At 56.8% G+C, this 22,189-nt stretch carries 18 protein-coding genes and 1 pseudogene; 3 read left to right on the top strand and 16 right to left on the bottom strand.

Annotated elements, in window-relative coordinates; genetic code table 11:
- Positions 1–610 precede the first annotated feature (610 nt).
- The 16 genes and pseudogenes from ABMD26_RS10870 to ABMD26_RS10925 all read right to left on the bottom strand — a co-directional run bounded on the left by ABMD26_RS10870 (position 611) and on the right by ABMD26_RS10925 (position 19,034).
- Entirely contained in the window at positions 611–862 is a 252-nt protein-coding gene (locus ABMD26_RS10870; RefSeq protein ID WP_354309461.1) for a hypothetical protein, read from the bottom strand.
- Entirely contained in the window at positions 859–1,098 is a 240-nt protein-coding gene (locus tag ABMD26_RS10875) for a hypothetical protein (RefSeq protein WP_354309463.1), read from the bottom strand. Before ABMD26_RS10875 ends, ABMD26_RS10870 begins: the two co-directional genes overlap by 4 nt.
- Before the next feature lie 33 nt (positions 1,099–1,131).
- Positions 1,132–2,055, bottom strand: coding sequence for a hypothetical protein (locus ABMD26_RS10880; protein WP_354309465.1), 924 nt, complete (start codon positions 2,053–2,055; stop codon positions 1,132–1,134).
- 340 nt (positions 2,056–2,395) lie between these two features.
- Positions 2,396–2,860, bottom strand: coding sequence for a Cdi1I family immunity protein (locus ABMD26_RS10885; RefSeq protein WP_354309467.1), 465 nt, complete (start codon positions 2,858–2,860; stop codon positions 2,396–2,398).
- A gap of 6 nt (positions 2,861–2,866) precedes the next feature.
- Complete coding sequence (locus ABMD26_RS22215; RefSeq protein WP_502948339.1) at positions 2,867–2,929, bottom strand: tRNase toxin domain-containing protein; 63 nt, start codon at positions 2,927–2,929, stop codon at positions 2,867–2,869.
- Positions 2,902–3,192, bottom strand: a complete 291-nt coding sequence (locus ABMD26_RS22220; RefSeq protein WP_502948313.1) for a tRNase toxin domain-containing protein — start codon at positions 3,190–3,192, stop codon at positions 2,902–2,904. The genes ABMD26_RS22215 and ABMD26_RS22220 overlap by 28 nt, the downstream gene beginning before the upstream one ends.
- A 21-nt stretch (positions 3,193–3,213) precedes the next feature.
- Entirely contained in the window at positions 3,214–3,471 is a 258-nt protein-coding gene (locus ABMD26_RS10890) for a hypothetical protein (protein ID WP_354309469.1), read from the bottom strand.
- 205 nt (positions 3,472–3,676) lie between these two features.
- On the bottom strand, positions 3,677–3,988 hold the full coding sequence (locus ABMD26_RS22225) for a MafI2 family immunity protein (RefSeq protein ID WP_502948314.1): 312 nt from the start codon (positions 3,986–3,988) through the stop codon (positions 3,677–3,679).
- Positions 3,985–4,227 (bottom strand): annotated as a pseudogene (locus tag ABMD26_RS10895) (polymorphic toxin type 50 domain-containing protein); the annotation flags it as partial. The pseudogene ABMD26_RS10895 and the gene ABMD26_RS22225, both read right to left, overlap by 4 nt.
- A 297-nt stretch (positions 4,228–4,524) precedes the next feature.
- The gene (locus ABMD26_RS10900; protein WP_354309471.1) at positions 4,525–5,034 is read right to left on the bottom strand and encodes a hypothetical protein; all 510 of its coding nucleotides are present in this window, start codon (positions 5,032–5,034) and stop codon (positions 4,525–4,527) included.
- 67 nt (positions 5,035–5,101) lie between these two features.
- Entirely contained in the window at positions 5,102–5,737 is a 636-nt protein-coding gene (locus tag ABMD26_RS10905) for a hypothetical protein (RefSeq protein ID WP_354309473.1), read from the bottom strand.
- A 506-nt stretch (positions 5,738–6,243) separates the two neighbouring features.
- On the bottom strand, positions 6,244–6,534 hold the full coding sequence (locus ABMD26_RS22230) for an immunity protein CdiI family protein (protein WP_502948340.1): 291 nt from the start codon (positions 6,532–6,534) through the stop codon (positions 6,244–6,246).
- A complete protein-coding gene (locus ABMD26_RS10910; RefSeq protein WP_354309475.1) occupies positions 6,531–6,884 on the bottom strand; it encodes a hypothetical protein in 354 nt (117 codons plus the stop codon). Before ABMD26_RS10910 ends, ABMD26_RS22230 begins: the two co-directional genes overlap by 4 nt.
- Positions 6,885–7,348: 464 nt before the next feature.
- A complete protein-coding gene (locus tag ABMD26_RS10915; RefSeq protein WP_192068427.1) occupies positions 7,349–7,738 on the bottom strand; it encodes a hypothetical protein in 390 nt (129 codons plus the stop codon).
- 36 nt (positions 7,739–7,774) lie between these two features.
- Positions 7,775–17,299, bottom strand: coding sequence for a two-partner secretion domain-containing protein (locus tag ABMD26_RS10920; RefSeq protein WP_354309477.1), 9,525 nt, complete (start codon positions 17,297–17,299; stop codon positions 7,775–7,777).
- A 25-nt stretch (positions 17,300–17,324) separates the two neighbouring features.
- Entirely contained in the window at positions 17,325–19,034 is a 1,710-nt protein-coding gene (locus tag ABMD26_RS10925) for a ShlB/FhaC/HecB family hemolysin secretion/activation protein (RefSeq protein WP_354309480.1), read from the bottom strand.
- Positions 19,035–19,482: 448 nt separating this feature from the next.
- On the opposite strand from ABMD26_RS10925, the gene ABMD26_RS10930 reads away from it, so the two are divergent.
- The 3 genes from ABMD26_RS10930 to ABMD26_RS10940 all read left to right on the top strand — a co-directional run bounded on the left by ABMD26_RS10930 (position 19,483) and on the right by ABMD26_RS10940 (position 22,187).
- On the top strand, positions 19,483–20,112 hold the full coding sequence (locus ABMD26_RS10930; protein WP_354309482.1) for a LysE family translocator: 630 nt from the start codon (positions 19,483–19,485) through the stop codon (positions 20,110–20,112).
- A 111-nt stretch (positions 20,113–20,223) separates the two neighbouring features.
- Positions 20,224–21,111, top strand: a complete 888-nt coding sequence (locus tag ABMD26_RS10935) for a bestrophin family protein (protein WP_049858995.1) — start codon at positions 20,224–20,226, stop codon at positions 21,109–21,111.
- An 80-nt stretch (positions 21,112–21,191) separates the two neighbouring features.
- The gene (locus tag ABMD26_RS10940) at positions 21,192–22,187 is read left to right on the top strand and encodes a zinc-binding alcohol dehydrogenase family protein (protein WP_049858994.1); all 996 of its coding nucleotides are present in this window, start codon (positions 21,192–21,194) and stop codon (positions 22,185–22,187) included.
- The last annotated feature ends 2 nt before the right edge of the window (positions 22,188–22,189 follow it).

Below are 22,189 nucleotides of genomic sequence, written 5' to 3' on the forward strand. Positions count from 1 at the left end.
ACACCAGACTTTGTCGTCAGAGCATAAGATTCCAAACCATTTAAATCCGGAAAAATCGCTAAAGACCCCTGACCTCCAAAATCAAGCACCAATACTTCTCCCTCCCCCATGAAAGCATGCCCAAGTTTATGATTCACATAATTGAACAACAGCGGGGCAGTAGCAACATCCTCGCCGTGCCCCCATCGCTGTCCGCTTTTACTATTGATTTTGAAAGGGCACTAAATTAATAAGGTTACGCCATTCCCGGAAACCAGAATATGCGAACCTACCTCGATAGTAACACCTGTCAGCACTGCGAACCTTAACTCTACCAAATCTGATTCACTAATCATATTTTACTCTTAACGCTTAGGCGGCACGGTATTGGGTGGCAGTAAAACATGCGTATCCCCCCTAGCACCGGTTTCACCCGTCGCCGGGTTTATGGGCTGCCGCTATCAAGCATTCTATGTATGAGTAAATACTTTTATCACAGCGGTAGGGACGCCCCCATCTTTCGGAGTATTAGTTGCGATGATTCTACCCACATCAATGACCCTTAAAAACCATTTACTAGAGGAACTACCGCTAAATTAAATAGCAGGCTGTTTCGTACTTACTAAACTATTCAATCCACCTCAAAATCAGCTAGCTGAGCCTGAATCCCTGCCTCATGCTCGAACCAGTAGTCAAACCCTTCAACATCACTTTTCTTCAAGTAAAGATAATACCCGCCACTGTTGTCATCACGGTCATCCGCAACAACAATTTCCCAGCCAGAATATTCGCCGGTGACAAAAATACCCTTCCGTGCGATAAACGTACCCATATCCTTGTCCACATAGAGAACATTTTCCGCACTGTAAATGAACAGGTTCATTCCAACGCGCATATAACTATGAAATCTTGAATCGGCACATCAATAAAATCATCTTCCCCTGGGCAAAGAATATCTTGGACTCTGACGATTCCTTTTTCAAAATCTAACGCGACGTCAAAGCAATTAAACTCAAACTCCCTGCACAAAACGCTTCTTGAGAGCTTCCGCTCATCCAAGGCACCTCTCAAAATAGAGCGAATACTGTCGTCCAACTCATGAATGATAAACCGTTCCATGATTGTGCCGCCACTAATCATAACTACTCCTAACTAGTATGGGAATGCAGTTTGGATTACGCCGTTCCGCACATTTACCTTGATCTTGGATGTTGGAATCCCAGAGATGCTGACTCCAATTACTTTACCTGCGTCATACTCAATAACATGCCCACCTGGGCCGTTTGGAGTTATCTTCCCATATCTCAAAGCATTATCAACGAAAGTGGAAACATCGTTAACAGATGTCCCCTTAGAAAACTTACTTACATTTGCAAACCCCGAGCCTGGGCCATGGCGATAGAATACATGCTCAATGCCTGTCATAACGCCGCCTTTTTTATAACTGCTCGCGCTCCACGATGCATCTATTTGTCTAGGCGCTGGTAGTGCCTTAATTGCATTTTCGCCGACAGTGCCTTTCGTGCCACTCGTAATACCCCCACCCGGCACCCCCTCCACCAGCACCGAACTTCCTGGCCCTGCCGCCAGCTTACCCGCTCCCTTGATCAACGCAACCTGCAACGCATACTTCGCCGCTGTGGTTCCGTAGTCCTTTATCGGGTTGACATCGCCTGGATAGGTTTGCGATGAAAACGAGTCCGCGACCCTTTGCCCTTGGGTGTATTCATAAGGTGCGAAGTAGTCCCGAGTAGCCTGTACGCCATCCAGGAATGAGGCAGCACCACCCACACCCGCCAATACCGGCAACGCACAGCCGACCCCTGTTATGCATGCAGGCGTCGAGACGACGGCCAGGCCAAATCCGCTTGCCGCTCCTGCTGCGCCGGCCACTGCACGGCCCACCGAGTTGCCCTTGCTAAGTATCGGGTCTTCGCGCAGCAGGGTGTCGTTCGCGGCGTCCCACCTCGAGTATTCCTCGAAGGCGCCGGACGCCCGCAGTGTTGCCAGTTCAGCACTGTACTGCGCACCGGTTTTTTTCCAGCTCCACAAAACGCTGGCGAGTGGGATCGTCATCCTGCACCGAGGCGCTGCAATTGGTCATGGCACAGGCAGCGGCTGCAAGCCGGGCGGCGTTTTGAGGATCTGCTTTCTGCAACTCCTCTAACTTGAGGGTTTCCTTGTAGTGCAGTTGGCGGTTGTAGTTGTCCGCTATCTGCGCAATATAGGCCGCTTTCCCGACATCGCCTTCACGGAGGCCTGCTGCCGTTATTCCGACGATCTATAGGAGTGCAGCGCCCGGCTTAGGGCAAAACCACCACCCATGTTACCGTGGACAAAAAACACCTCTAAAGGGCAGCTCTTCTAGATGGAGCATCATCTCAATTATTATTTTCTAGATTTTTTTGCTTCGCTCTCACAATGCCCCCAAAGTATTACCAGTAAAATATCTGGTATCGGTATCTCCTGCAGGCTCAAGCCCGCCATAAAATATTTTTATATTAAATTTTTTTGATAGTCTTTCAGCATATCTTTGTGCGGCAAGCATCACGTGGTCGATAGCAATCGGCGGGACATCATTGAAAGATAGTTCAACGTCAACTTTTCCTTCATACTTAACTACTCTTAACCAAACCAAACGCAGATTTATTACTCCCAAAAAATTTAATTCATGCAACTGCTCCACCATGCATACACTCCCTACATAGGAAATAGCCTTATCAATTAATCTCCTGCTTATCTTTGCTGAACTTATCTCTCCAAGATCCTCAGAAACAACTAAGCCTGAGACACCTCGAGATTCCCTCTCGATAAACCTCACCAACTCATACAAGTCATCAAACGCAACTTGCTCAAGGATAATCTCATAGCATTCAGACATAAATAATCAATCAATAACACCCTTGAATGCATTATCCATATTCAACCTGACACCGCGACCATCGGGCAGCCGTTTCTCCGTAAAATCAGGCCCCTATCAGTTGTAACCGGTTTAAACTCCCCTGGCGCCTGTGTAATTTCGCGTAGGTGCTTCATTGCCTGATCGTTCCACGCACTCATCGACCCTGTGTTTTTAACCCAAATGCCTGGATTTCTGTCAGCATGCTTAGACAATGCGTGACCGATTATTTTGCTGCCCTTGTACGGGACTTGGGCAGAATCAAAAACCGTTTTAATCTCACCAAAAAGCGCAGTTCCTTTCGCCCCAACCATGAGCAAAAAAATTACGAAGCTCTAACGACCTTGATCACGACCTTTGTTGACCGCATCCAGAAGCAGTTCTAGCTCAAGGCCATAACCATTCGGCTCGAAGCTTTCCTCTATTCCATTTATCAAAAATTCATTAGAAATCAACTCACAAAGCTCATCCACTTCACTTGATGATAATGAACTATTAGGTAATTTCTCAGCCAGTGCCAGTGGGTGCTCTCCTGCCATAAAGCACAACGCCAATAAAAGCTGTAATTGGGCGCTCGTTAAGATGCTACTCATTTACCGGTCCCCGCAGCTGATTTCCCCAACCGGGGACAACTTTACCTTCAGCATTGACCACTATGACTGCATCCGTCCCCGTATACCTAAATATTGGACCGTACTTTGAAGGGACATATTCAATCTTTAGTGGACTAGACCAAGCGCCACTTAGTGCTATGTGGTATTTGTCTGATAAGCCTCTTAAACTTGTGCTTCTTTTCACCTAAAAGTCATACTCTCGCCGACAATAGATGAAGCCATCGAGGCAATCAAGACGCCCTATTGATCCAAGTAAGAATTTACAATCCAAATCTACATGCGAAATTTTTTCTCGATCAATCGAAGCTGAGATATTTGTCGCAACAACCTCCAAACTTTCCCAGTCAAACTCCGTAGGCGGTCTGTCAAGATAGTAAATGATACGCAATTTTCCATTATCTGAAAGCGAATTCGCAACTGCTCTGATTGCAGGATATATCTCGCCAATCAGAGCACGCCAAACACACAAGACTAACCAATCAGGGACAGACTTCATGGTTTCACTCCGACCGTTGTTGGATTTGTTGGAACGATATGAGCTCCGTTTTTTCCCGAATGTGTTGTGCCATATCTAGTCGTCAACCCCGAGGTGCCATCTACACCAATGTTTTTTTTAAAGTCAACTATTGGCTGCCCTCTTGTACCGTAACCTACGACAGGAAACTCTCCCGCGCGAGCACCATTCAACAACTTCTGAGGATCAATCCCATCGTTAAGATAGCTGCGTCCAGGAAGAAAGTTATTATGTCACAAAATATGCTTTCCTTGCTGGCCAGGATGTATGCTACTGGCCAAGTTATCTACCGACGTACCTGTCGCTTTTATTTTTACACTGCCCGAACTACCCTTCCCCCCAACCGCCATCGACGCAGCCGCCACCATGGCGTCGCGAATCATCTCCTTCCGGGCGTCGCTGAACCCTAGCCGGTTTTGCAGCTCCTGCACAACCGAATCGACCTTGGCGCCCGCTGTGACCTGTGCCAATGCGTTTTGAACTTCATTGTTCTATGCCAGCAGAAGCGCAAAGACGTGCTAAGCATTGGGGGCCACAGCCGTTGCTGCGAGGTCTTTGAGCTGCTCTGCTCTGGCCTGAGCATTGGCTACCATCGACGATGTGGTGGCACAGGAGTCAGGGTTGGCAGCGCAAGACTGGAACGCTGCAATTTCCTGCTCACGGCTCAGCCTAACGAACTTTTGAAGAACATCCTCTGAGCAACCACCGTCTTTGGCGGCGCAGGCGTTGAGCTCTTTGGCTGCGGGCTTGAGGTCGCTCTGGCTCAGGTGGTTGTATTGCGTAGCTGTCGCTGCAATGTCGGCTGCGACCTGAGGATCGCCGCCTGTCACCACGCTGGACAGCAGGCCTACCACATTCGACATGGCCAGCAAATTGGCCTTGGCCTGTTCGGCGCCCCCTTTGCCGGGCTCATAGCCTTCAGGCATGACCCGGTCCGCCAGGTAGCTGACCATGGCTTCATTCGCGCCACCGGCCAGGGCACCGGTCTTGAAGTCCTCGCCCATGGCCAATGCCGTCGTGCCGGCCACTATCTTTCTTGCGTTTTTCTAGGCTCGACTCACGGCCAGATTGAGAGTCTGTTGGCGATAATACGTTTTAGATTGTTAATCCACCGATATTCTTAGATAAAGCAAGTGCTAAAAAACCCCGTTCACAGTCGTCAAATTCGCCAATTTTCTTAAGCACAAAGGCTTCCTTCTCGCACGCACAGCAAATAAGATCAAAATCATTTAATATATCTCCTGACCAACCTTTGCTTAAGGCACATCTCACATCAAAACTATTTGGTAATGCTGCAATATATGAACACCGTTCACCCACAATCAAATCGGACACGACTGCCAATGAATTTTTTGAAAACGGTACTCCCCCAAAAAATTTTAGCCCTCCATCGATCTCAATCATATTTTCAAACGAGCCACTCAGAAAAGACAGATCGAACCCTCTTGACTTAAACCCACCCCACAACCTTCGATAGCGTACTATCCGTGTATCTGGCTGCACCGCCGAATTACCTATGAAAAGCCACATATCATAATCAGGAAACTCTTGGTTTATCCTATCATAAATCGTATTCAAGACAACGGTTAACGGTTTATTCATCTCAACAGACGCCATATAACTTGCTGCACCCAGTTTTATCCTGCTAGCCGTACGCGAAGGTGACAAATTAACTACGTTGTTTTTCGTAAAGATATCAAAAGTGCTGGATACCTGAATATCAACAGTCATACTGGTTTCCAGATTAATTATTAAAATGAGGCACCTATTGTGTGGACTTCCTACCCTAAAGTCATCCCACCCCCGCCAGAGAGGCTACTTCCAGAGCCTCTGACGGTCATAATTCCTTTACTGAGCTGCTCAAGCAGCTTGCTGGTGATTTTCAGTAGCTTTCCACGCACGGGTTTCTTTTTAGTTGGCATACATGCACCCGTTACTCATGTCATGCCCAAAAACAAAGTTTCTGACACCCCCCAGATAATAAATATCAGTCTCCATCCATTTTATAACCTTGGTAAAGACTATTAGAGTAAGTGCCCCCGCTGCCGATCTAGGACCGGTCTATAGTTTGCCCAATGTCCACCACCGACAACTCACCTCAGGCTCGAACATTACTCTAGCCTCCGAAACAGATTTGCAGACCTCGAATACAACGCGAACTCCAGCCCCTGTATCATCACGGAGCAACTTGATAGATCTGACGTTTCCGGAAGAAATACGCCCCGACTAATCATCGGCTATGGGCAGTACTCTACCATATAATTATTTTCTAGCTCTTGTTGTATCGATTTTGCCAGTCGTATTCCTTCAGCTATGTGCCGAAGCTCTGCCTCAGACGTAGTGAAGCCAGAATCTGGCGGGTAGTCACTGTTGAACGTCGCCTGATACTCACCGTCCCACTTACTAATTTTGGCCCTCAACTCCTGAGAAATAGGCAGATCTTCAATATCAATGTGCCCCATGCTATCCGGATCTGGGCAGAAAATCGGCCCAGCCAAATACTCACTCGTCAATCTTAACCTGATCATTTCAATGGCTTCCAAGAGCTGACCGGATTGGCTCGAACCACGAATCCGTTTGAGCCAACACCAACAGCAATATTTTTTTCAACACCATTGTAGGTGATGCGATACACGTTGGCCGAACCATTGGTCCCGACAACTTCTCCACGCTCAAGAGCATTCATCACAACACTTGGAATGTTATCCCGGGATATTCCTTTGTTAATAAAGTCGACTTCGTGTCGCTTGTAGATGTGTTGCAAACCGGCGGCATCAGTACCATTTTCCAGCCAGACGGTTCTGCTGTCTGGCAGTCTACGGATATCAACCACATTTTCTGGTGTGATCTTAGTGCCGACAGGCAAGCCCGAGATCAATTCGTCTCTTGTCAGAGTCGAACCTGAAACTCCTTTCGCCCCACCCGCACTCCGCACTCCCCCTACCCGCCTTCCCCCCAACCGCCATCGACGCAGCCGCCACCATAGCGTCGCGAATCATCTCCTTCCGGGCGTCGCTGAACCCTAGCCGGTTTTGCAGCTCCTGAAAAACCGAATCGACATTAGCGCCCGCAGGGACCTGTGCCAAAGCGTTTTGAAATTCATTGTTCTTGGCCAGCAGAAGCGCAAAATATGCTGAGCATTGGGTCGACAGCTGTCGCTAATACGTCTTTGGACTACTCCAGCCTAAATGACCTGCTCACGACTCAGTGTGACAGACTTCTGCAGAAACTCTGCCGCCCATGGAGCTTGAAATCGTACAGACCATGAGGTTTTTCCAATTTCCGTAGAGCCAATTCGTGGCAACGGGATATGATACCAACTTTGACATCCACAAGCCATAATTAACCACCCACATCCATCGGATAGTTTTCTAAAAATCGCTGAACTTCCACTGGCTCGCGCTCAACTATCCCTACGTAATGCCGATATTCATTGACCAGCAATGAATATCCGAAAATATAGTTGATTCCAAACGTATCAAATAGCACTTTATAATCGGGCTTCAACTGAGTAATACAAAACTCCCACCCTGTTGGAGTACTAGAATCGACCAAATCAAACAGGTAGCTCGGGACCCAGAAAGGTAAATCATCAGGAGCCCTAACTAAAAAATCTACCCGATCAGAGATAAACAACAAGCCGTATATGGTGTAACGTTCACCACTCGCTAACGGAGAGTAATCAGTCTGATCCATCTCCCCCAAATAACGCTTGGATGAAGGTATGGCCATACCAAGGATGGACGTACATAAAGCTATCATACTGACTCACTTAAACTTGAAATCATCGATTGCACCAGTAATAGAATTTCGGACGTAGTGAATTTCAATACCGTTTATGTTTTGAGCTGATTTCACCCAACCATCTGCAGCCGGCCATCGGGAGTCCGTCATAGGAACAGGTAGCTGCCGACCAGCTGCGGGATTTGAAATAGCTTGTTCCATTGCGAGCTTTTCATTCAAATTGGCGGGAACAGATCTGCCTGTCGAACCTAATCCTAAAGGCTTGTTAGCCAAAGACGGTAGTTCAGTTCCTTTCGCCCCACCCGCACTTCCTCTACCCGCCTTCCCCCCAACCGCCATCGACGCAGCCGCCACCATAGCGTCGCGAATCATCTCCTTCCGGGCGTCGCTGAACCCTAGCCGGTTTTGCAGCTCCTGCACAACCGAATCGACCTTGGCGCCCGCCGTGACCTGTGCCAAGGCGTTTTGAACTTCATTGTTCTCTGCCAGCAGCAGCGCAAAAACGTGCTGAGCATTGGGGGCCACAGCCGTTGCTGCTAGGTCTTTGAGCTGCTCTGCTCTGGCCTGAGCATTGGCTACCATCGACGATGTGGTGGCACAGGAGTCAGGGTTGGTAGCGCAAGACTGGAACGCTGCAATTTCCTGCTCACGGCTCAGCCTAGCGAACTTTTGAAGAACATCCTCTGAGCAACCACCGTCTTTGGCGGCGCAGGCGTTGAGCTCTTTGGCTGCGCGCGTGAGGTCGCTGTGGCTCAGGTGGTTGTATTGCGTAGCTGTCGCTGCAATGTCGGCTGCGACCTGAGGATCGCCGCCTGTCACCACGCTGGACAGCAGGCCTACCACATTCGACATGGCCAGCAGATTGGCCTTGGCCTGTTCAGCGCCCCCTTTGCCGGGCTCATAGCCTTCAGGCATGACCCGATCCGCCAGGTAGCTGACCATGGCTTCATTCGCGCCACCGGCCAGGGCACCGGTCTTGAAATCCTCGCCCATGGCCAATGCCTTCATGCCGCCCAACAGTGCGTGCGCCGCGACCTTGCTGGGGCTTCCCTCAACCATCGTAGAGTTGCCTAGCGCGTTTGCACCTTGGGCACCCGCAGCAGTGATCAGTGCGCTGACCATGCTGCTTGCAAAGTTGTCGCTGAGGCTGCCACCGGTGATGGCTGTCTTGGCCAGTGAGTCGGCACCGGCTTTGGCAGCGACCATACCGGCACTCTCCGCGTTGAAGCCGAGCTGGGTGGGGTCGTAGCCTAACTGGCCTGCAATGCCAGCGCTGGTAGCAGCGAGTGCATACCCTTTGAGGCTGTTACTGTTGAAGGTATCGCTGAGCGTATCGCTGACTTTGCCTTTGTTGTTGATGGCGCTGACGGTTGCTGTACTTGCCATGGACGTAAGCGCGGCAGTCGCTGCCATATTGCCCAGCCCTGCAGAAGCGGTAGCAGTGGCTGCGGCCATGGTGCCGGTAGAAGAAGCGCCCAATGCGGTGCCGGCTGAGGCAGCGGCGCCGCTGGCAGCGCCTGCGGTAAGAACCGACACGATGATCACGATGGCCAATATCGCCCCTTGGCCCAGTCCAGAGTGCCCATACTTGAACGACTCGTGCACTTCCTTGATCTGCTGCCAGTTCACATCCCCGCGTGCTTCTGCCTCTTTCAACCAGGCCAATTGAGGGTCGGCCTGGACCATGGTGTCGATGGTCTGGCTGACGGTGTTCTGATCGATATGCTTGATATCGATGTTCAGGCCTTCGGTAGCTTTGATTGCCAAGGTTCCTTGCGCAACCAACTCACTCTGCCGCACCGTCTCATCCGTCCTGCCCTTGCCCCCCATGGAAGTCCAGGCAAGATCACTGCTGCTCTTCTCGTGGCTCTCCTGCTTGAGATCCTTCACACCTTCGAAATCAACGGCGCCGCCGCTGTCCAGGGTCAGGTCCTTGCCGCTTTCCAGTTTGGCGACCTGATATTTTTGATCGCCGCCGCTTTCCAGGGTGAGGTTGCCACCGGTCTTGATTTCGGTGCCCACGTTGGTAACGGTGGTCGTCTCGTCGCGCTGGGTCTGTTTGCTGCCCAGGCTGCCCTTTTTCTTTTTGTCGTAAAGGGAATAATCGCTGTCTTGAGCGGCCAGCAGCTCCAGGTTTTCACCGGCGTACAGGTAGGCTTCGTCGCCTGCCGTGATACGGCTGGAGACCAGGGCCATGTCCTTGCCCGCTGTCAGGGCGATGTCGCCGCCTGCATCGAGCGAAGTGCCGATCTGGCTGACGTGATCTTCCTGTGCGGTGACCTTTTTGGTCTTGGAATAGGTGTGCTGTTCGTCTGCCGCGGAACTCAGCGTGAGATCATCAACGGCTGCCATGGCGATGTTGCGTTTGGCGTCGATGTCGCTGGCAATGGCCGTCAGGTCACGACCGGCGGTGGCGATGACGTCCCGGCCTGCGGCGAGGCTGGAGCCGTGCTGGGTAATGGAACTGCTGTTGGCTTTGCGGCCGCGGTCATTGCTTTCAACCTGCTCGGCTGAAGCGAAGTTGATATCTCGACCGGCGGCCAGTGTCAGGTCGTTGCCAGCTTGCAACACCCCACCCACATTATTGACATCCCGCCCCGCCCACACGCTCAGATCATTCGCCGCCTCGATCCGAGCGGCCGTGTCCGCGAAGTCCCTGCGTTCGCTGCGGTAGCCGCTACTGCTTTGATGGCTGGTGACCGTGCGCTCGTTGATTACGTCGCCGTTGACGGCGGTCAGGCTCACGTCACGACCGGTGATCACGCCGCCGGCCTTGTTGACGAGGGCGTTCCCCGTCAGCAGGTCAAGTCGGCCGCCGGCCTGTACCAGGCCGCTGTTGACCAGGTTGTTGCCAGCGCTGGCGCTGAGGTTGTTGCTGGCTTTCAGGGTGCCTGCGTTGGTGAGGTCGTTACCGGAAACCAGGTTGACGTCGCGACCGGCGATCAACGCGCCGTCGGGGCCGAGGCGGTTGTTGGCCTGGGCCAGGTACAGCACGGGCACCAGCACGTTCTCGCCGTTGACCTTGTACTCTTCCAGCCAGACGATGTCGTGGGTCAGTGCTGCGACTTGCGCCGAGGTCAACGTGGTACCGACCGACAGGCCCAGTTGCTGCTTGCTGGCGATGGCGTTGTTCATCAGGTACTTGAACAGCGCTTCGTCGGAGTGCTGGCCGTCGATGAAGCGTTGGCCGGTACGGGCAACCAGCGCCTGCTGGATCAGCTTCTGTTCGTAGAAGCCGTCGCCCAGGCGCTTGGCGCTTTCGTCCGGGTTGTAGCCCAGCCCTGCCAGCAGGTAGTCCGAGCTCAGGAATTGCTTGAGGTTGGTGAGTGCCGGATTGGTCTCGATCAGGTATTTATGCGCCGGTGAGGTGCTCTGGGTTTCGGGCAGGCCCTGGACGCGGTTGAGGGTGATGGACGTCTCTTGCCCGGCGACGGAGCCCAGTGCGTTATCGTCCGTCGGCAGGTGAGAGGCGACCTGACCCTCTACCTCGAAGGTACGGCCTTGATTGGGGTCGGCGGTCTGGGTGCGCTGGGCCGCATCGATGCTCGCGCTGCCGATGGTCCAGCTGTGCGGGTCGGCATCGGCCTGTTTGGCGGCGGTGTCCGTGGCAGCTTGGTCACTGAGACGGAACAGGCCATGTTCTCCGCTGGGCAGGTTGAAGCCCGGCAGAGACAGCGGGTTGATCTGTTGCTGGGCGAGATCGGGTGGCAGCTGCGCGTCGAGACTGACTCGGGTACTGAAATCGCTGCCTGACGCACCGGTGTCGGTGCGGGTGCCGCTGCTGACGTAGTGGTAGTCGTTGCGTACCACGCTGTTGTCGAAGTTGTTCTGGGTAGTGATGTTGACGTCGCCAACCGCCTGAATGACCGCCGCGTAGCGTTGATCACTGGTTGCCAGTTGCGTCACACGGGCGTACTGGGGAAGCTCGGTCTCCGTGTAGGCCAGGAAGTTGCTGATACCCGCTTCCAGACCGCTCAGGTTGTTGGCGTCGTAACGAGCACCTTCAAGCCAGTACTGTTCGTTGAAGGCATTGGCTGCCCTGATCAGCCCGCTTCCGCCCCGCTGGCGGTTGGTGCGGAAGGTGCGCACGTATTCGGTATCGCCCGTTTCGATGCCGCGGTTGAACAGGTTGGTGACCGAGGCGTTCAGGTTGCCGCCCGTGGCAATGGTGCTGCTCTGGTTGAGCAGGTCGCCGCCATTGAAACTCAGGTTGCCGCCTGCGGTGATGCTCGATGCCTGGCTCGCTTGGGTGACTTCCAGCTTTTGGCGTTCCAGGACTTCGAAGACGAAATTGCGTTTGCCCGAACAGTCGCCGGCGTTGACGCCTTCGATACAGGCCACTTGGTAGATCTTGCCGGTGTAGATGCCGGCGTCATTGACGGTGAGCACTTCGCGCACGTTTTCGATGGTGCTGGCAGCCAGGCTCATGTTGCCGTCACTTTGCAGCGTCGAGGAGCTGTTGCGAATCAGGCTGGCGTGGCCGCCACTGCCGTCGCGATCGATGCGCAGATTGGCCAGGCTGTAGACGTCGGCGTAGCGGTTGGTGAAAGTGTCGACCTGCAAGCCCATGTCACCGCCGCTGAAGAGCAGTCCCCGCTCGTTGAGCAAGGCGCTGGTCTTGAGCGTGAGGGATTGGGCACTGCCGAGGGTGCCGTAGTTGTCGATGTTGCCGGCCGTGATCCCGGCGTCATCCACAGAAGTGATGCGGCCCCGATTGAGCAAGGTGCTGCCAACGCCCAGCTTCAAGCCAGCGCCGGAGGTGATACTGGCCGGGGTCGCGAGTTGCAGCTGGGCGGCGTCGATCTGCAGGTTGCCCAGGCTGGTGACGCGGCCATTGCCAGAATAGGTACCGCTGAGCCCAAGCCAGAGGTCACCGTCACTGGCCAGCTTGCCGTCGTTACTCCAGTTGACGCCTTCACCGCGCAGGCTCTGCGAAGCGAGCAGCTGGCCGCTGGCGGTCTGGTGAAAGTTGCCGACCTTGATGGTCAGGCGCCCGGCTTGGAGCACGCCGCTGTTGGTCCAGCTGTCGGCATTGAGGGTCAGGCCACCACGGGTGACCAGGCTGCCACCAGCGGCGGTGACGTTGGCGCTGGAGATATTGAATTCACCCAGGCCTACGTGCAGCAGAGAGCCGTTGGTATTGCGGAAGCTGCCTGCGTCGACCGTCAGATCGGCGTTCGCAATCTCGATCACGCCACCCTGGTTATCCAGCACACCGCCCACGCGATACACCGAGGCGCCGTCCGTGCCGAGTGCGCGCAGGGTGCCGCCCTGGTTATCGAGGTTGGCCGCGGTGATGTCGAAGAAGGAGTCGCTTTCGATGATGCCGGAGCGGTTGATTAGCGTACCGCCCAGGGCAAAACGCACACGGCCGCCGGCAATCTGGCCGGCGTTGGTGAGGGTATTGGCGTTGACGTCGATCAGACCTTTTGCATACAGGCCGCCTGCGCTGTTGTTGAGGTCAGCGGTGGTGATGCTGGCGTCGCCACTCTGCGCGGCGATGCGGCCGTTCTGGTTGTCGAGGCCGGCCAGGACCAACAAGGTCAGGCGCTGGCCTTGCAGGGTGCCTTGAGCGTTGAGCAGGCTACCGGCCATGCGCGCTTCAAGAGCGCCGCGCAGGCTGGAAAGGATGCCGCTGCGGTTGTCCAGGCTCCCGGCGTTCAGTACCAGGTCGCCGTTCTGGGCGATGAGACGACCGTTGGCGTTGTTGATCGCGCCACGGGTGTGCAGCGTCAGGCCGGTCTGGCTCTGTACGGCACCCCCGCCGTTTTCCAGCTCAGCGGCGCTGAGGCTGACGGCGCCATTCTGGCTGTAGATCAAACCGTCGGCGCCGTTCTGTACGGTACCGCTGGCGTCCACGGTCAGTTGATCGAGCGCCGCCAGCGTGCCACGGTTGCGGTTGTCCAGGCCGCCGGTGAGCAGGCTCAGCAGACTTTTGCTGACCAGTTGCCCACCTTGGTTGTCGATGTGTGCAGCGCGCTGAATGCGCAGAGGGCCGCCGCTGGCGAATTTGCCTTGAGCGTTGATCAGGGTCCCCAGCACGTCGAGCGTGATGCTGCCGTTGCTGGCCCATTGACCACTGGTATTGTCCAGTTGCGTACCGGTAAAGCTCAGGTCCTGCTGGCTGTTGACGGTCCCGGCGCGGTTGCTCAGGTCTGTGGCTCGAACGGTCAGTTCTGCGCCGCTGTCGATCAGACCGCCTTCGCTGTTGTCGAGCGTCTCTTGCACGGTCAGGCTTTGTCCGGCGCCGCTGCTCAGAATGCCGCCTTGGCTGTTGTCCAGGCGGGCACTGTCGATGTCCAGACGTCCGGCACTGGCCAACGCACCGGCGTTGCTGTTGAGCAGCGCCCCGCTCAGGTTGACTGCCAGGTTGCCGTCGCGGCTGGAAACGGTGCCGTTGTCGCGGTTGTCCAGGCTGCTGCCCTGCAGGTTCACACCCTGCCAACCGGAAAGCAGGCCATCGCGGTTGATGATGGCGCCGCTGATGACGGACAGCTGGCCGCTGCTGATGATTTTGCCAGCACGGTTGTCGAGCTGAGCACTGGTCAGGGTGTAGCTCTGATTGCTGGAAATTTCGCCGTTGCGATTGTTGACGGCGCCGATGCGGTTGAAGGTCAAAGGGCCTTCGCCGTTGATCAAGCCAGCGCTGTTGTTCAGCGTGCCGCCGTTGAGATCCAGACGCACAGCGCGGTTGCCGAGCAACTGGCCGCCCTGGTTGTCGAGGTCGGCGCTGTGGATGTCCAGCACGGCTGCCGCGTTGATCAGGCCATTGTTGCGGTTGAGCAGGCTGCCCTGGCTGGTCAGGTTCAGATCGCTGCGGCTGGTGAGCACGCCTTCGCTGTTGTCCAGGCTACCGGTCTGTACGCTGAGCGCGGCGGCGGCAATCTGGCCTTTGAGGTTGGCCAGGGCCTGTTCGATGTGCAGGGTCAGGGTCTGGTTGCTGAGCAGCTTGCCCGCGCTGTTGTCCAGGCTGCGGGCTTTGAGGGTGAAGGCCTGGCTGCTGGAGATTTCACCGCCCTGGTTGTACACCGCGCCGACGTTGCGCAAGGTCAGCTCCGGTGCGTTGAGCAGGCCTTCACGGTTGTCCAGGTCACCGCCGTTGAGGTCCAGCGTCAGGGCGCTGTTGCTGAAAAACTTCCCCGCCCGCGTGGCCAGTCCTTGCAGAGTGGCCGTCAGGGCGAACTGGCTGCCGATGCGGCCGCCGAGGTTGCTGACCTGCTGCGCGCTCAGATCGAGAGTGTTGGCACTGCTGACCTCCCCGCCATCGTTGTTGAACGCACCGGTCGTCAGCTTCACTGCACCCTTGCCGCTGATGCGGCCGCCCTGGCTGTTGTCCAGGCTGGCGCTGGAAAGGGTCAGGCCTTGATCGGTGACCAGTTCGCCACCGCGGTTCAAGATCAGGCCGCGGCTGTCCAGGGTCAGCAGGCCTGCACTGGATAGCTTGCCGCCCGTGTTGTCGAGGCTGCGGACGTTCAGGTGCAACGCCCCTTCGCTGCTGATCAGACCTTTCTGGTTGAGGGCCGCACCGGTGAGCAGGAGATCGATGTTGCGCTGGCTGAGCAGGCGCCCACCGCTGTTGTCCAGGCTGTCTGCTCGCAGGTTGATACCGGCTTTGCCGGACAGCAGGCCCTTGGCACGGTTGAGGACGTTGGCGTAGGCGAGGATCAGGCTGCCTTGGGCCAATACCTGGCCGGCATCGTCGTTGTCGAGTTGGTCACCGGACAGCTCGATGTCCGCTTGCGAAGACAATTCGCCGCCACGGTTGTCCAGGGTGTCGACGTGCACGTTCAACGCCTGGGTAGCCGCCACCAACCCGTTCTGGCGGTTGTCCAGGTGCGCGCCTGTGAGCAGCAGCGCACCTTGGGCGATCAGCTTGCCATTCTGGTTATCCAACCCCTCAGTGCGGACCTCGACGTCTTGCTGGCCGACGATCTCACCCTCGCGGTTGTCGATGGCGCCTGCCTGCACCCGCAGCACGGAGTCGCCGATCACGGTTCCGGCGCGGTTGTCGAACAGGCCGCTGGAGGTGATATCAACCGTGCCACGGCCGCTGATCAGACCTTGCTGGTTGTCCAGGTGGTCGACGGCCAGTTGCAGGCTGCGGTCGCCGCGCAGGGTGCCGGTGCGGTTGTCGCCTTTCACGGCGTTGACGCTCAGCTGGTTCTGGCTGGTGATGCGGCCCTGACGGTTGTCGAGATCTTTGGCGGTGACAGTGGCGCTCTCTGTGGCCCTGATCTGGCCGCTGCGGTTGTCCAGATGGTCCGCGCGGGCCTCAAGGGTGGCGCCGCTCAGGGAGCCGCTGCGGTTATCGATGGCACCTGCGCTGACGACTTTCAGGTTACGGCTGGCGATCACGCTGTTGCGGTTGCTGAACGCTTGCGCCTCGAGGTGTACGTCACCGTGGGCATTGCGGCTGTTGTCCGCATTGACCCCGGCTTCGATGATGCCGCTGTTGGTCAACTGCCCGCCGCTGCTCAGGGTGATGCTGTCGCGGGCGGCCAGGTTGTTGCTTATGGTCAGGTTGCCACGGGTCTGCGCCTGCAACTGGCTGCCTGCGTAGACGGGGCCTTGGGCATCCAGGCTTTGCGCCGTGACGTTTACGGCACCGCTGGCCGCCGCTTGGGCCAGGCTCAGGTGACCGTTGGCGTCGAGCTGGATGTCACCGGCGCTGGCCGCCAGATGACCGGCCAGCTTCACCCCGACGCCGGCTTCGGTGCCCACCAGCTTGATCGCACCGGCATACATGCCGCCCAGCGCGGAACTGTCGATGGCCAGTTGCGGCTTGGCCGAGCCGTCGTCGGCACGGACGGTGGCCTGCAGGGTCGCGGCGTCGACATCGTTGCGTCCCGCCACGATGGCGAGATTGCGCGCGTTGATCTGTGCATTGATCTGGGCCGAGCGGGTGATGATCTCGAAACCATCGACATTGCTGGCGTTCAAGCCCTGGCCGTCGATGGAGATCGCGCCGCCATCGACCTGATAGCGCTGCACCCGGCCGTTCTCGACGATCGGCTTGCCGGTGGTCAAGGTCACCTGCGGGGTGTTGATGAAACCGCAGCCGTTGCAGGTCATGCCATAGGGGTTGGCGACAATGACCTTGGCCGATTGTCCGGCGACTTCGGTATAGCCACGCAGCTGGCTGGGATTGCCGCCGGTGACTTCGTTGAGAATGACGTTGGCGGCGGAGCCTGCCAGGTTCGGATTGCCAACGATGATGCCGCCCAGTTCAGTGTTCTGGGTGCGGCCGGTGGCGTTGTTGAGGATCACGCCCTGGCTGCCGACGTTGTAATCCTTGTACTGGTTATGGGACAGACCGGTCGCATTGGGGGTAGCAATGTTGACGATCGGCACACCGTTGCCGGCCTGTTGCAGGCTGGTCCCCGAACCACTGACCACGATGCCTTCGGCTTGCGCCCACAGCGGTTGCCAGAACATGACGTTGGCCAGCAGCAACGCCAGCGCGCGCTTGGGCAAGCCGCAGAATTGCTCACGGGGCTGAATTCGGGCCGAAGTTTGTCGAGCCAGAAAAGCGAACTGGCGAACGTCCATGTCGATTACCTACTGAAATGTGAAATCAGAGAAAGAGGTCTAGGCGAAAGTAGATCGGGGTTTCGCGATCGCTCAGCGCGTCGGGGCGTTCCAGCGAATGGGCGAAAGTCACCGACGTCGCGAAATGCTGGCCTCGGGCGAACAACTCGACCGAATTGCTGGACACACGACCATGCTGGTCGCCGTTGTACCGATCGCCCCGGATCACGCCCTGGTCATAGCCCAGGCCGATGCCGTATTCATAAAGGACCGGTCGCAACCAGCCGAGGTTGACCGGACGCGTCCAGCGCAGGTCATTGCGCCAATAGCCGCCGCTGTCGCCGGACAGGTTCTGGTCCTTGATGCCGCGCATCGACGACTGTCCGCTCAAGCTCATGCGTTGGGGGCTGAACAACACATCTTCACTGCGCTGCCCGGTGGCCAGGCTGGTGAAGCTGAACGTTTCGCCCCACAGGTTGAAGCCCTGCAGGTAGCTCACGGTGGCGGTGTATTTGCGATAGCGGTCATTGGGGTCGCCGTGCTGTTCGACCTGGCGACTTTGTGCATCGAAAGCGCCGATGCCTTGCTGCATGCCCAGATCGAGGTTGACGAACGCATTGCCGATACGACGGCCGTGGTTGATGCCGAACTGGGCCTCGCTGATGCGGTTGCTACTGACTTCCAGGCGGTTGCCGTTCAAGTAGTTGTTGCTGCGCAGATAGGCCAGGCCGCCGTTGACCGATGTTTTGCTGACCGAGTCGCGATGTATCACGCGCTCTGCACGAAACTGATGATTCTGGCTGTCACCGTTTTGCTTGAAGGCAAAGCCGTTGCCATAAGCCTGCGAACCGTATTCGCTCTGGCTGTAGGAATAATTGAAGTTCCACCAGCCCCACGGCACGCTGTAGTACGCGGTGGTGCTTTTGGAGCGGCGATGATGGTCACTGACCGCATCGTGGCTGCCGCGCAGCACCAACTGGTCGGCCAGGCCCAAGGGGCTGTCCCAATCCAGACCCGCCCCCCACTGCTGCTGACCGGTGCTGCGCTGGCCATCGTTATTGCGCGACAGCGAAGCACGCCAAGGCTTTTGTGCAGCATTCCTGACCAGCACGGTACTGCCCCCCACCGCCTCGCCAGGCGCCAGCTCCATTTGCGCACCGTTGGACGGCAGGCGATTGAGCTGGTCGACCAGTTGCTCGACTTCGCGCAAATCGAGCAGCTCGCCTACATGGCCCGGAAAAGCCATGTTCACTTCCCGTGGCGATAACCCGCTGTCATCGGCAGGTCGAATGCCTTCCAGGCGGCCTTCAACCACTTGAAGCGTGAGGATGCCGGTCGACAGGTCCTGTTGCGGCAGATAGGCACGACTGGTGACCAGGCCCAGTTGCAGATAGCGATCGGTGACGACCCCGAGCAACTCGTTGAGTTGTGCAACACCCAGGCACTGCCCCAGGTATGGCTGCACGAGTTCGGCCTTTTGGGCAGGACCCAGGGCATCGGCGCCCTGAATGTCGATACGCTGGATGGTGAAGCAGCGAGCGTCCTCCACGGCTGGAGGCGCAGGAGCGCTGAGTTGTTCACCAGGCAGGTTCTTGAGCTCCTCGAGGCGCTGCCGCTGCTCTTGCAGCAGGCGATCCTGACGGTCGCGAATGAAGTCCTGCTCGCCCGGTGTGGTGGGCGCCGCGAAGACCTTAGTTGCACAACAAAGCAATACCGCGAAATACGGACTTGCACGGCGTCCTGCCCTTGACCACATATTCAATCCTTGATGCCAGAATGGCTTTGTATCAACTCGAAAGGAGCGCGATGATAGGGACGCTGTATATTGACGTCAAGATTAAATAAGCAAGCCTTTGATATTATTGATAAATTAAGCGCTTACATATTCTTCGGGCTCGACTTCTCTCAACTAACATTACTTAAGATTTTTCCTACCAAACAATCCACTAACCCTCATGGACTGCACACTCTTACTATGGAAGCGAACCATTAAAACTACAGTACGGCCCACACGGAAATCTGATCGCATGATACTAAGAACTTCAATCATGCTGATGTATCGCGGTATGAATCATTACCGGCCAATCATCAAGGCGGTGAAAGCACTTCGCGCAGATCGGCGTTGCGGTGGGCAACGCGTTTCTCTACATTCCGAAAGCAACGTTCGAGTACCCCGGCCCTTTTTGCGCAAGAGACACAGCACCATGGACCTCACCACCCTCCTGCTCTTCACCCCCGCCTGTTTCGCCTTGAACATGGCCCCAGGCCCCAACAACCTGTTGTCCATCAACAATGCCGCCCACCACGGCTACAAGGCCGCTTGCCTGGCAGGCTTCGGACGTCTGGTGGCCTTCAGTGGGATGATCGCGCTGGCAGCCATGGGCCTGGCAGCGGTCTTGTTCGCTTCCGAATGGTTGTTTCTGGCCATCAAGACGGTGGGCGCGCTGTACCTGCTCTGGCTGGCGTGGAGCCTGTGGACCGGTGAGCCCGCCGACATGGCAGATGACGACACGGCCAGCCGTCCGAGCCTGTGGTTGATGCTGCGCCGCGAGTTCCTCATCGCGGCGGGCAACCCCAAGGCGATCCTCATCTTTACCGCGTTCCTGCCGCAGTTCGTCGACCCGCAGCAACCAGTGGGTGCCCAGTTCGCCGTGCTCGGTGCGCTGTTTCTGATGCTGGAGTGGATCGCGGTCGGTCTGTATGCGTACCTGGGCGTGAACCTCAAGCGCTGGCTGAACACAGTGCAAGCCAAACGTCGCTTCAATCGCGCCTGTGGTGGCCTGCTGGGGCTGGCAGGCGTTGGCCTGCTGTTCGCCCGCCGCGGGCATGCCTGAAGTGCCAGTATCGGCCGGTAGCAACTGGTAACGGGCATTCGTTTGGCTGCAACGAACCTTGTTGCGAAGTCGGCGTCCGACCTAGGCACGCCCATCGCCTGAGGTCCGCTTATGAAAGAAGCCATCGCCAAGAAATACCGTCTGATCATCAAGACCATGGGCTATGTCGGCTGGTCTCTGTTCTGGCTGCTGCTGTGGGATATCGCGGTCACCGTCGACTTCATGCTGTTCCTCAATACCAAGCTGAGCCTGCCGATCATGCCGTTGACCCTGCTGGGCTCGGCGCTGATCGTATTGATCAGCTTCCGCAACAGCAGTGCGTACAACCGTTGGTGGGAAGCTCGGACATTGTGGGGCCTGCTGGTCAACGCATCGCGCAGCTACGCGCGTCAGGTGCTGACCCTGATCGACGACGTCGGTGATGACGTGAACCCGGTCAAGGCCACCCTGTTGCGGCGCCACGTCGCCTACGTGAACTGCCTGGCGGCGCACGTACGGCACATACCCTGCCCCCCGGAAGTGGCAGCGTTCATCAGCGCCGAGGAATTCGAACGGCGCAACAGCACCAACAACTTTTCCAACGACCTCATCACCGGCTCAGCCGCCCTGTTGGCGCGTGAATACAAGGCCGGACGCCTGGACAGCATCCGCCTGGCGCGCCTGGAATCGACACTGGTGGACATCTCCAATTGCCAGGGCGGCATGGAGCGTATCGCCAACACGCCACTTCCTTTTCCTTACGTCTACTTTCCTCGCCTGTTCATCACCGTGTTCTGCCTGATCGTACCGATCGGCCTGGTAGAGTCGCTGGAATGGTTCACACCGCTGGCGTCTACCGTGGTCGGTTTCATGCTGCTGGCCATCGAGCGCATCGGCACCGACTTGCAGAGCCCGTTCAAGGTCAGCGAACACCAGATCCAAATGGATTCGCTGTGCGAGAACATCGAGCGCAACCTGCAGTCGATGCAGCGTGACACGCAGGAAATGCGTTCCGCCTGACCTTCCGCTATCTTCGTGACCACCGAGCGCCCTTTGCCAAGGGCGTATCGATCCTACAGACCTCACCTGGAAATCCCCTGATGAAAGCCATCGCTTATACCCAGAACGGCGCAGCCTCCGTGCTCACCGACCTGCAACTGCCCGCGCCCACACCGGGCCCACGTGATCTGCTGGTGCAGGTCCAGGCCATTTCGGTCAACCCGGTCGACACCAAGGTGCGCAGCGGCGCCGCCGTGACCGAACCGCGCGTGCTGGGTTGGGATGCGGTCGGCATCGTCCAGCAGGTGGGCGATCAGGTCAGCCTGTTCAAAGTCGGTGACAGCGTGTTCTACGCCGGGGCCATCGACCGTCCGGGCAGCAACAGCGAGCTGCACCTGGTGGACGAGCGGATCGTCGGGCACAAGCCGCAAAGCCTGGACAATGCCCACGCCGCCGCCCTGCCGCTGACCTCGATCACTGCCTGGGAATTGCTGTTCGACCGTCTGGGCGTGCCCGAGGGCGGTGGCGAAGGCCAGAGCCTGCTGATCATCGGTGCGGCAGGTGGCGTTGGCTCGATCCTCACGCAATTGGCGCGCAAGCTGACCAAGCTGACCGTGATCGGCACGGCGTCGCGGGATGAAACACGTCAGTGGGTGACCGACCTGGGCGCTCACCATGTGATCGATCACAGCCAGCCGCTGGTGGCGCAGCTGGAAGCCATCGGGGTTGGCCAGGTCGACCACGTGGCCAGCCTGACCCACACCGACAAGCACTTCGAGCAACTGATCGAAGCCTTGCGCCCTCAGGGTCAGCTGGCCTTGATCGACGACCCGAAGACCCTCGACGTGATGCCGATGAAGCGCAAGGCGCTGTCGCTGCACTGGGAGCTGATGTTCACGCGCTCGCTGTTCCAGACTCCGGACATGATCAAGCAGCACGAGCTGCTCGAGCGCGTGGCCGAACTGATCGACAGCGGCGTGTTGCGCACCACCCTGGGCGAGCACTACGGGGTGATCAACGCCGCCAATCTGATCCGCGCCCACGAGTTGATCGAAAGCGGCACGGCCAAGGGCAAGATCGTGCTGGAAGGCTTTTAAGC

It is taken from the genome of Pseudomonas sp. PvP001 (assembly GCF_040546375.1).
GTDB classification, from domain to species: domain Bacteria; phylum Pseudomonadota; class Gammaproteobacteria; order Pseudomonadales; family Pseudomonadaceae; genus Aquipseudomonas; species Aquipseudomonas coleopterorum.

Bases quoted from the DNA above. Each gene is read 5' to 3' on its own strand.
- ABMD26_RS10870 (WP_354309461.1), bottom strand. From the start codon at position 862: ATGAACCTGTTCATTTACAGTGCGGAAAATGTTCTCTATGTGGACAAG.
- ABMD26_RS10875 (WP_354309463.1), bottom strand. From the start codon at position 1,098: ATGGAACGGTTTATCATTCATGAGTTGGACGACAGTATTCGCTCTATT.
- ABMD26_RS10880 (WP_354309465.1), bottom strand. From the start codon at position 2,055: ATGACGATCCCACTCGCCAGCGTTTTGTGGAGCTGGAAAAAAACCGGT.
- ABMD26_RS10885 (WP_354309467.1), bottom strand. From the start codon at position 2,860: ATGTCTGAATGCTATGAGATTATCCTTGAGCAAGTTGCGTTTGATGAC.
- ABMD26_RS22220 (WP_502948313.1), bottom strand. From the start codon at position 3,192: ATGGTTGGGGCGAAAGGAACTGCGCTTTTTGGTGAGATTAAAACGGTT.
- ABMD26_RS10890 (WP_354309469.1), bottom strand. From the start codon at position 3,471: ATGAGTAGCATCTTAACGAGCGCCCAATTACAGCTTTTATTGGCGTTG.
- ABMD26_RS22225 (WP_502948314.1), bottom strand. From the start codon at position 3,988: ATGAAGTCTGTCCCTGATTGGTTAGTCTTGTGTGTTTGGCGTGCTCTG.
- ABMD26_RS10905 (WP_354309473.1), bottom strand. From the start codon at position 5,737: ATGACTGTTGATATTCAGGTATCCAGCACTTTTGATATCTTTACGAAA.
- ABMD26_RS22230 (WP_502948340.1), bottom strand. From the start codon at position 6,534: ATGATCAGGTTAAGATTGACGAGTGAGTATTTGGCTGGGCCGATTTTC.
- ABMD26_RS10915 (WP_192068427.1), bottom strand. From the start codon at position 7,738: ATGGCCATACCTTCATCCAAGCGTTATTTGGGGGAGATGGATCAGACT.
- ABMD26_RS10920 (WP_354309477.1), bottom strand. From the start codon at position 17,299: ATGGACGTTCGCCAGTTCGCTTTTCTGGCTCGACAAACTTCGGCCCGA.
- ABMD26_RS10925 (WP_354309480.1), bottom strand. From the start codon at position 19,034: ATGTGGTCAAGGGCAGGACGCCGTGCAAGTCCGTATTTCGCGGTATTG.
- ABMD26_RS10930 (WP_354309482.1), top strand. From the start codon at position 19,483: ATGGACCTCACCACCCTCCTGCTCTTCACCCCCGCCTGTTTCGCCTTG.
- ABMD26_RS10935 (WP_049858995.1), top strand. From the start codon at position 20,224: ATGAAAGAAGCCATCGCCAAGAAATACCGTCTGATCATCAAGACCATG.
- ABMD26_RS10940 (WP_049858994.1), top strand. From the start codon at position 21,192: ATGAAAGCCATCGCTTATACCCAGAACGGCGCAGCCTCCGTGCTCACC.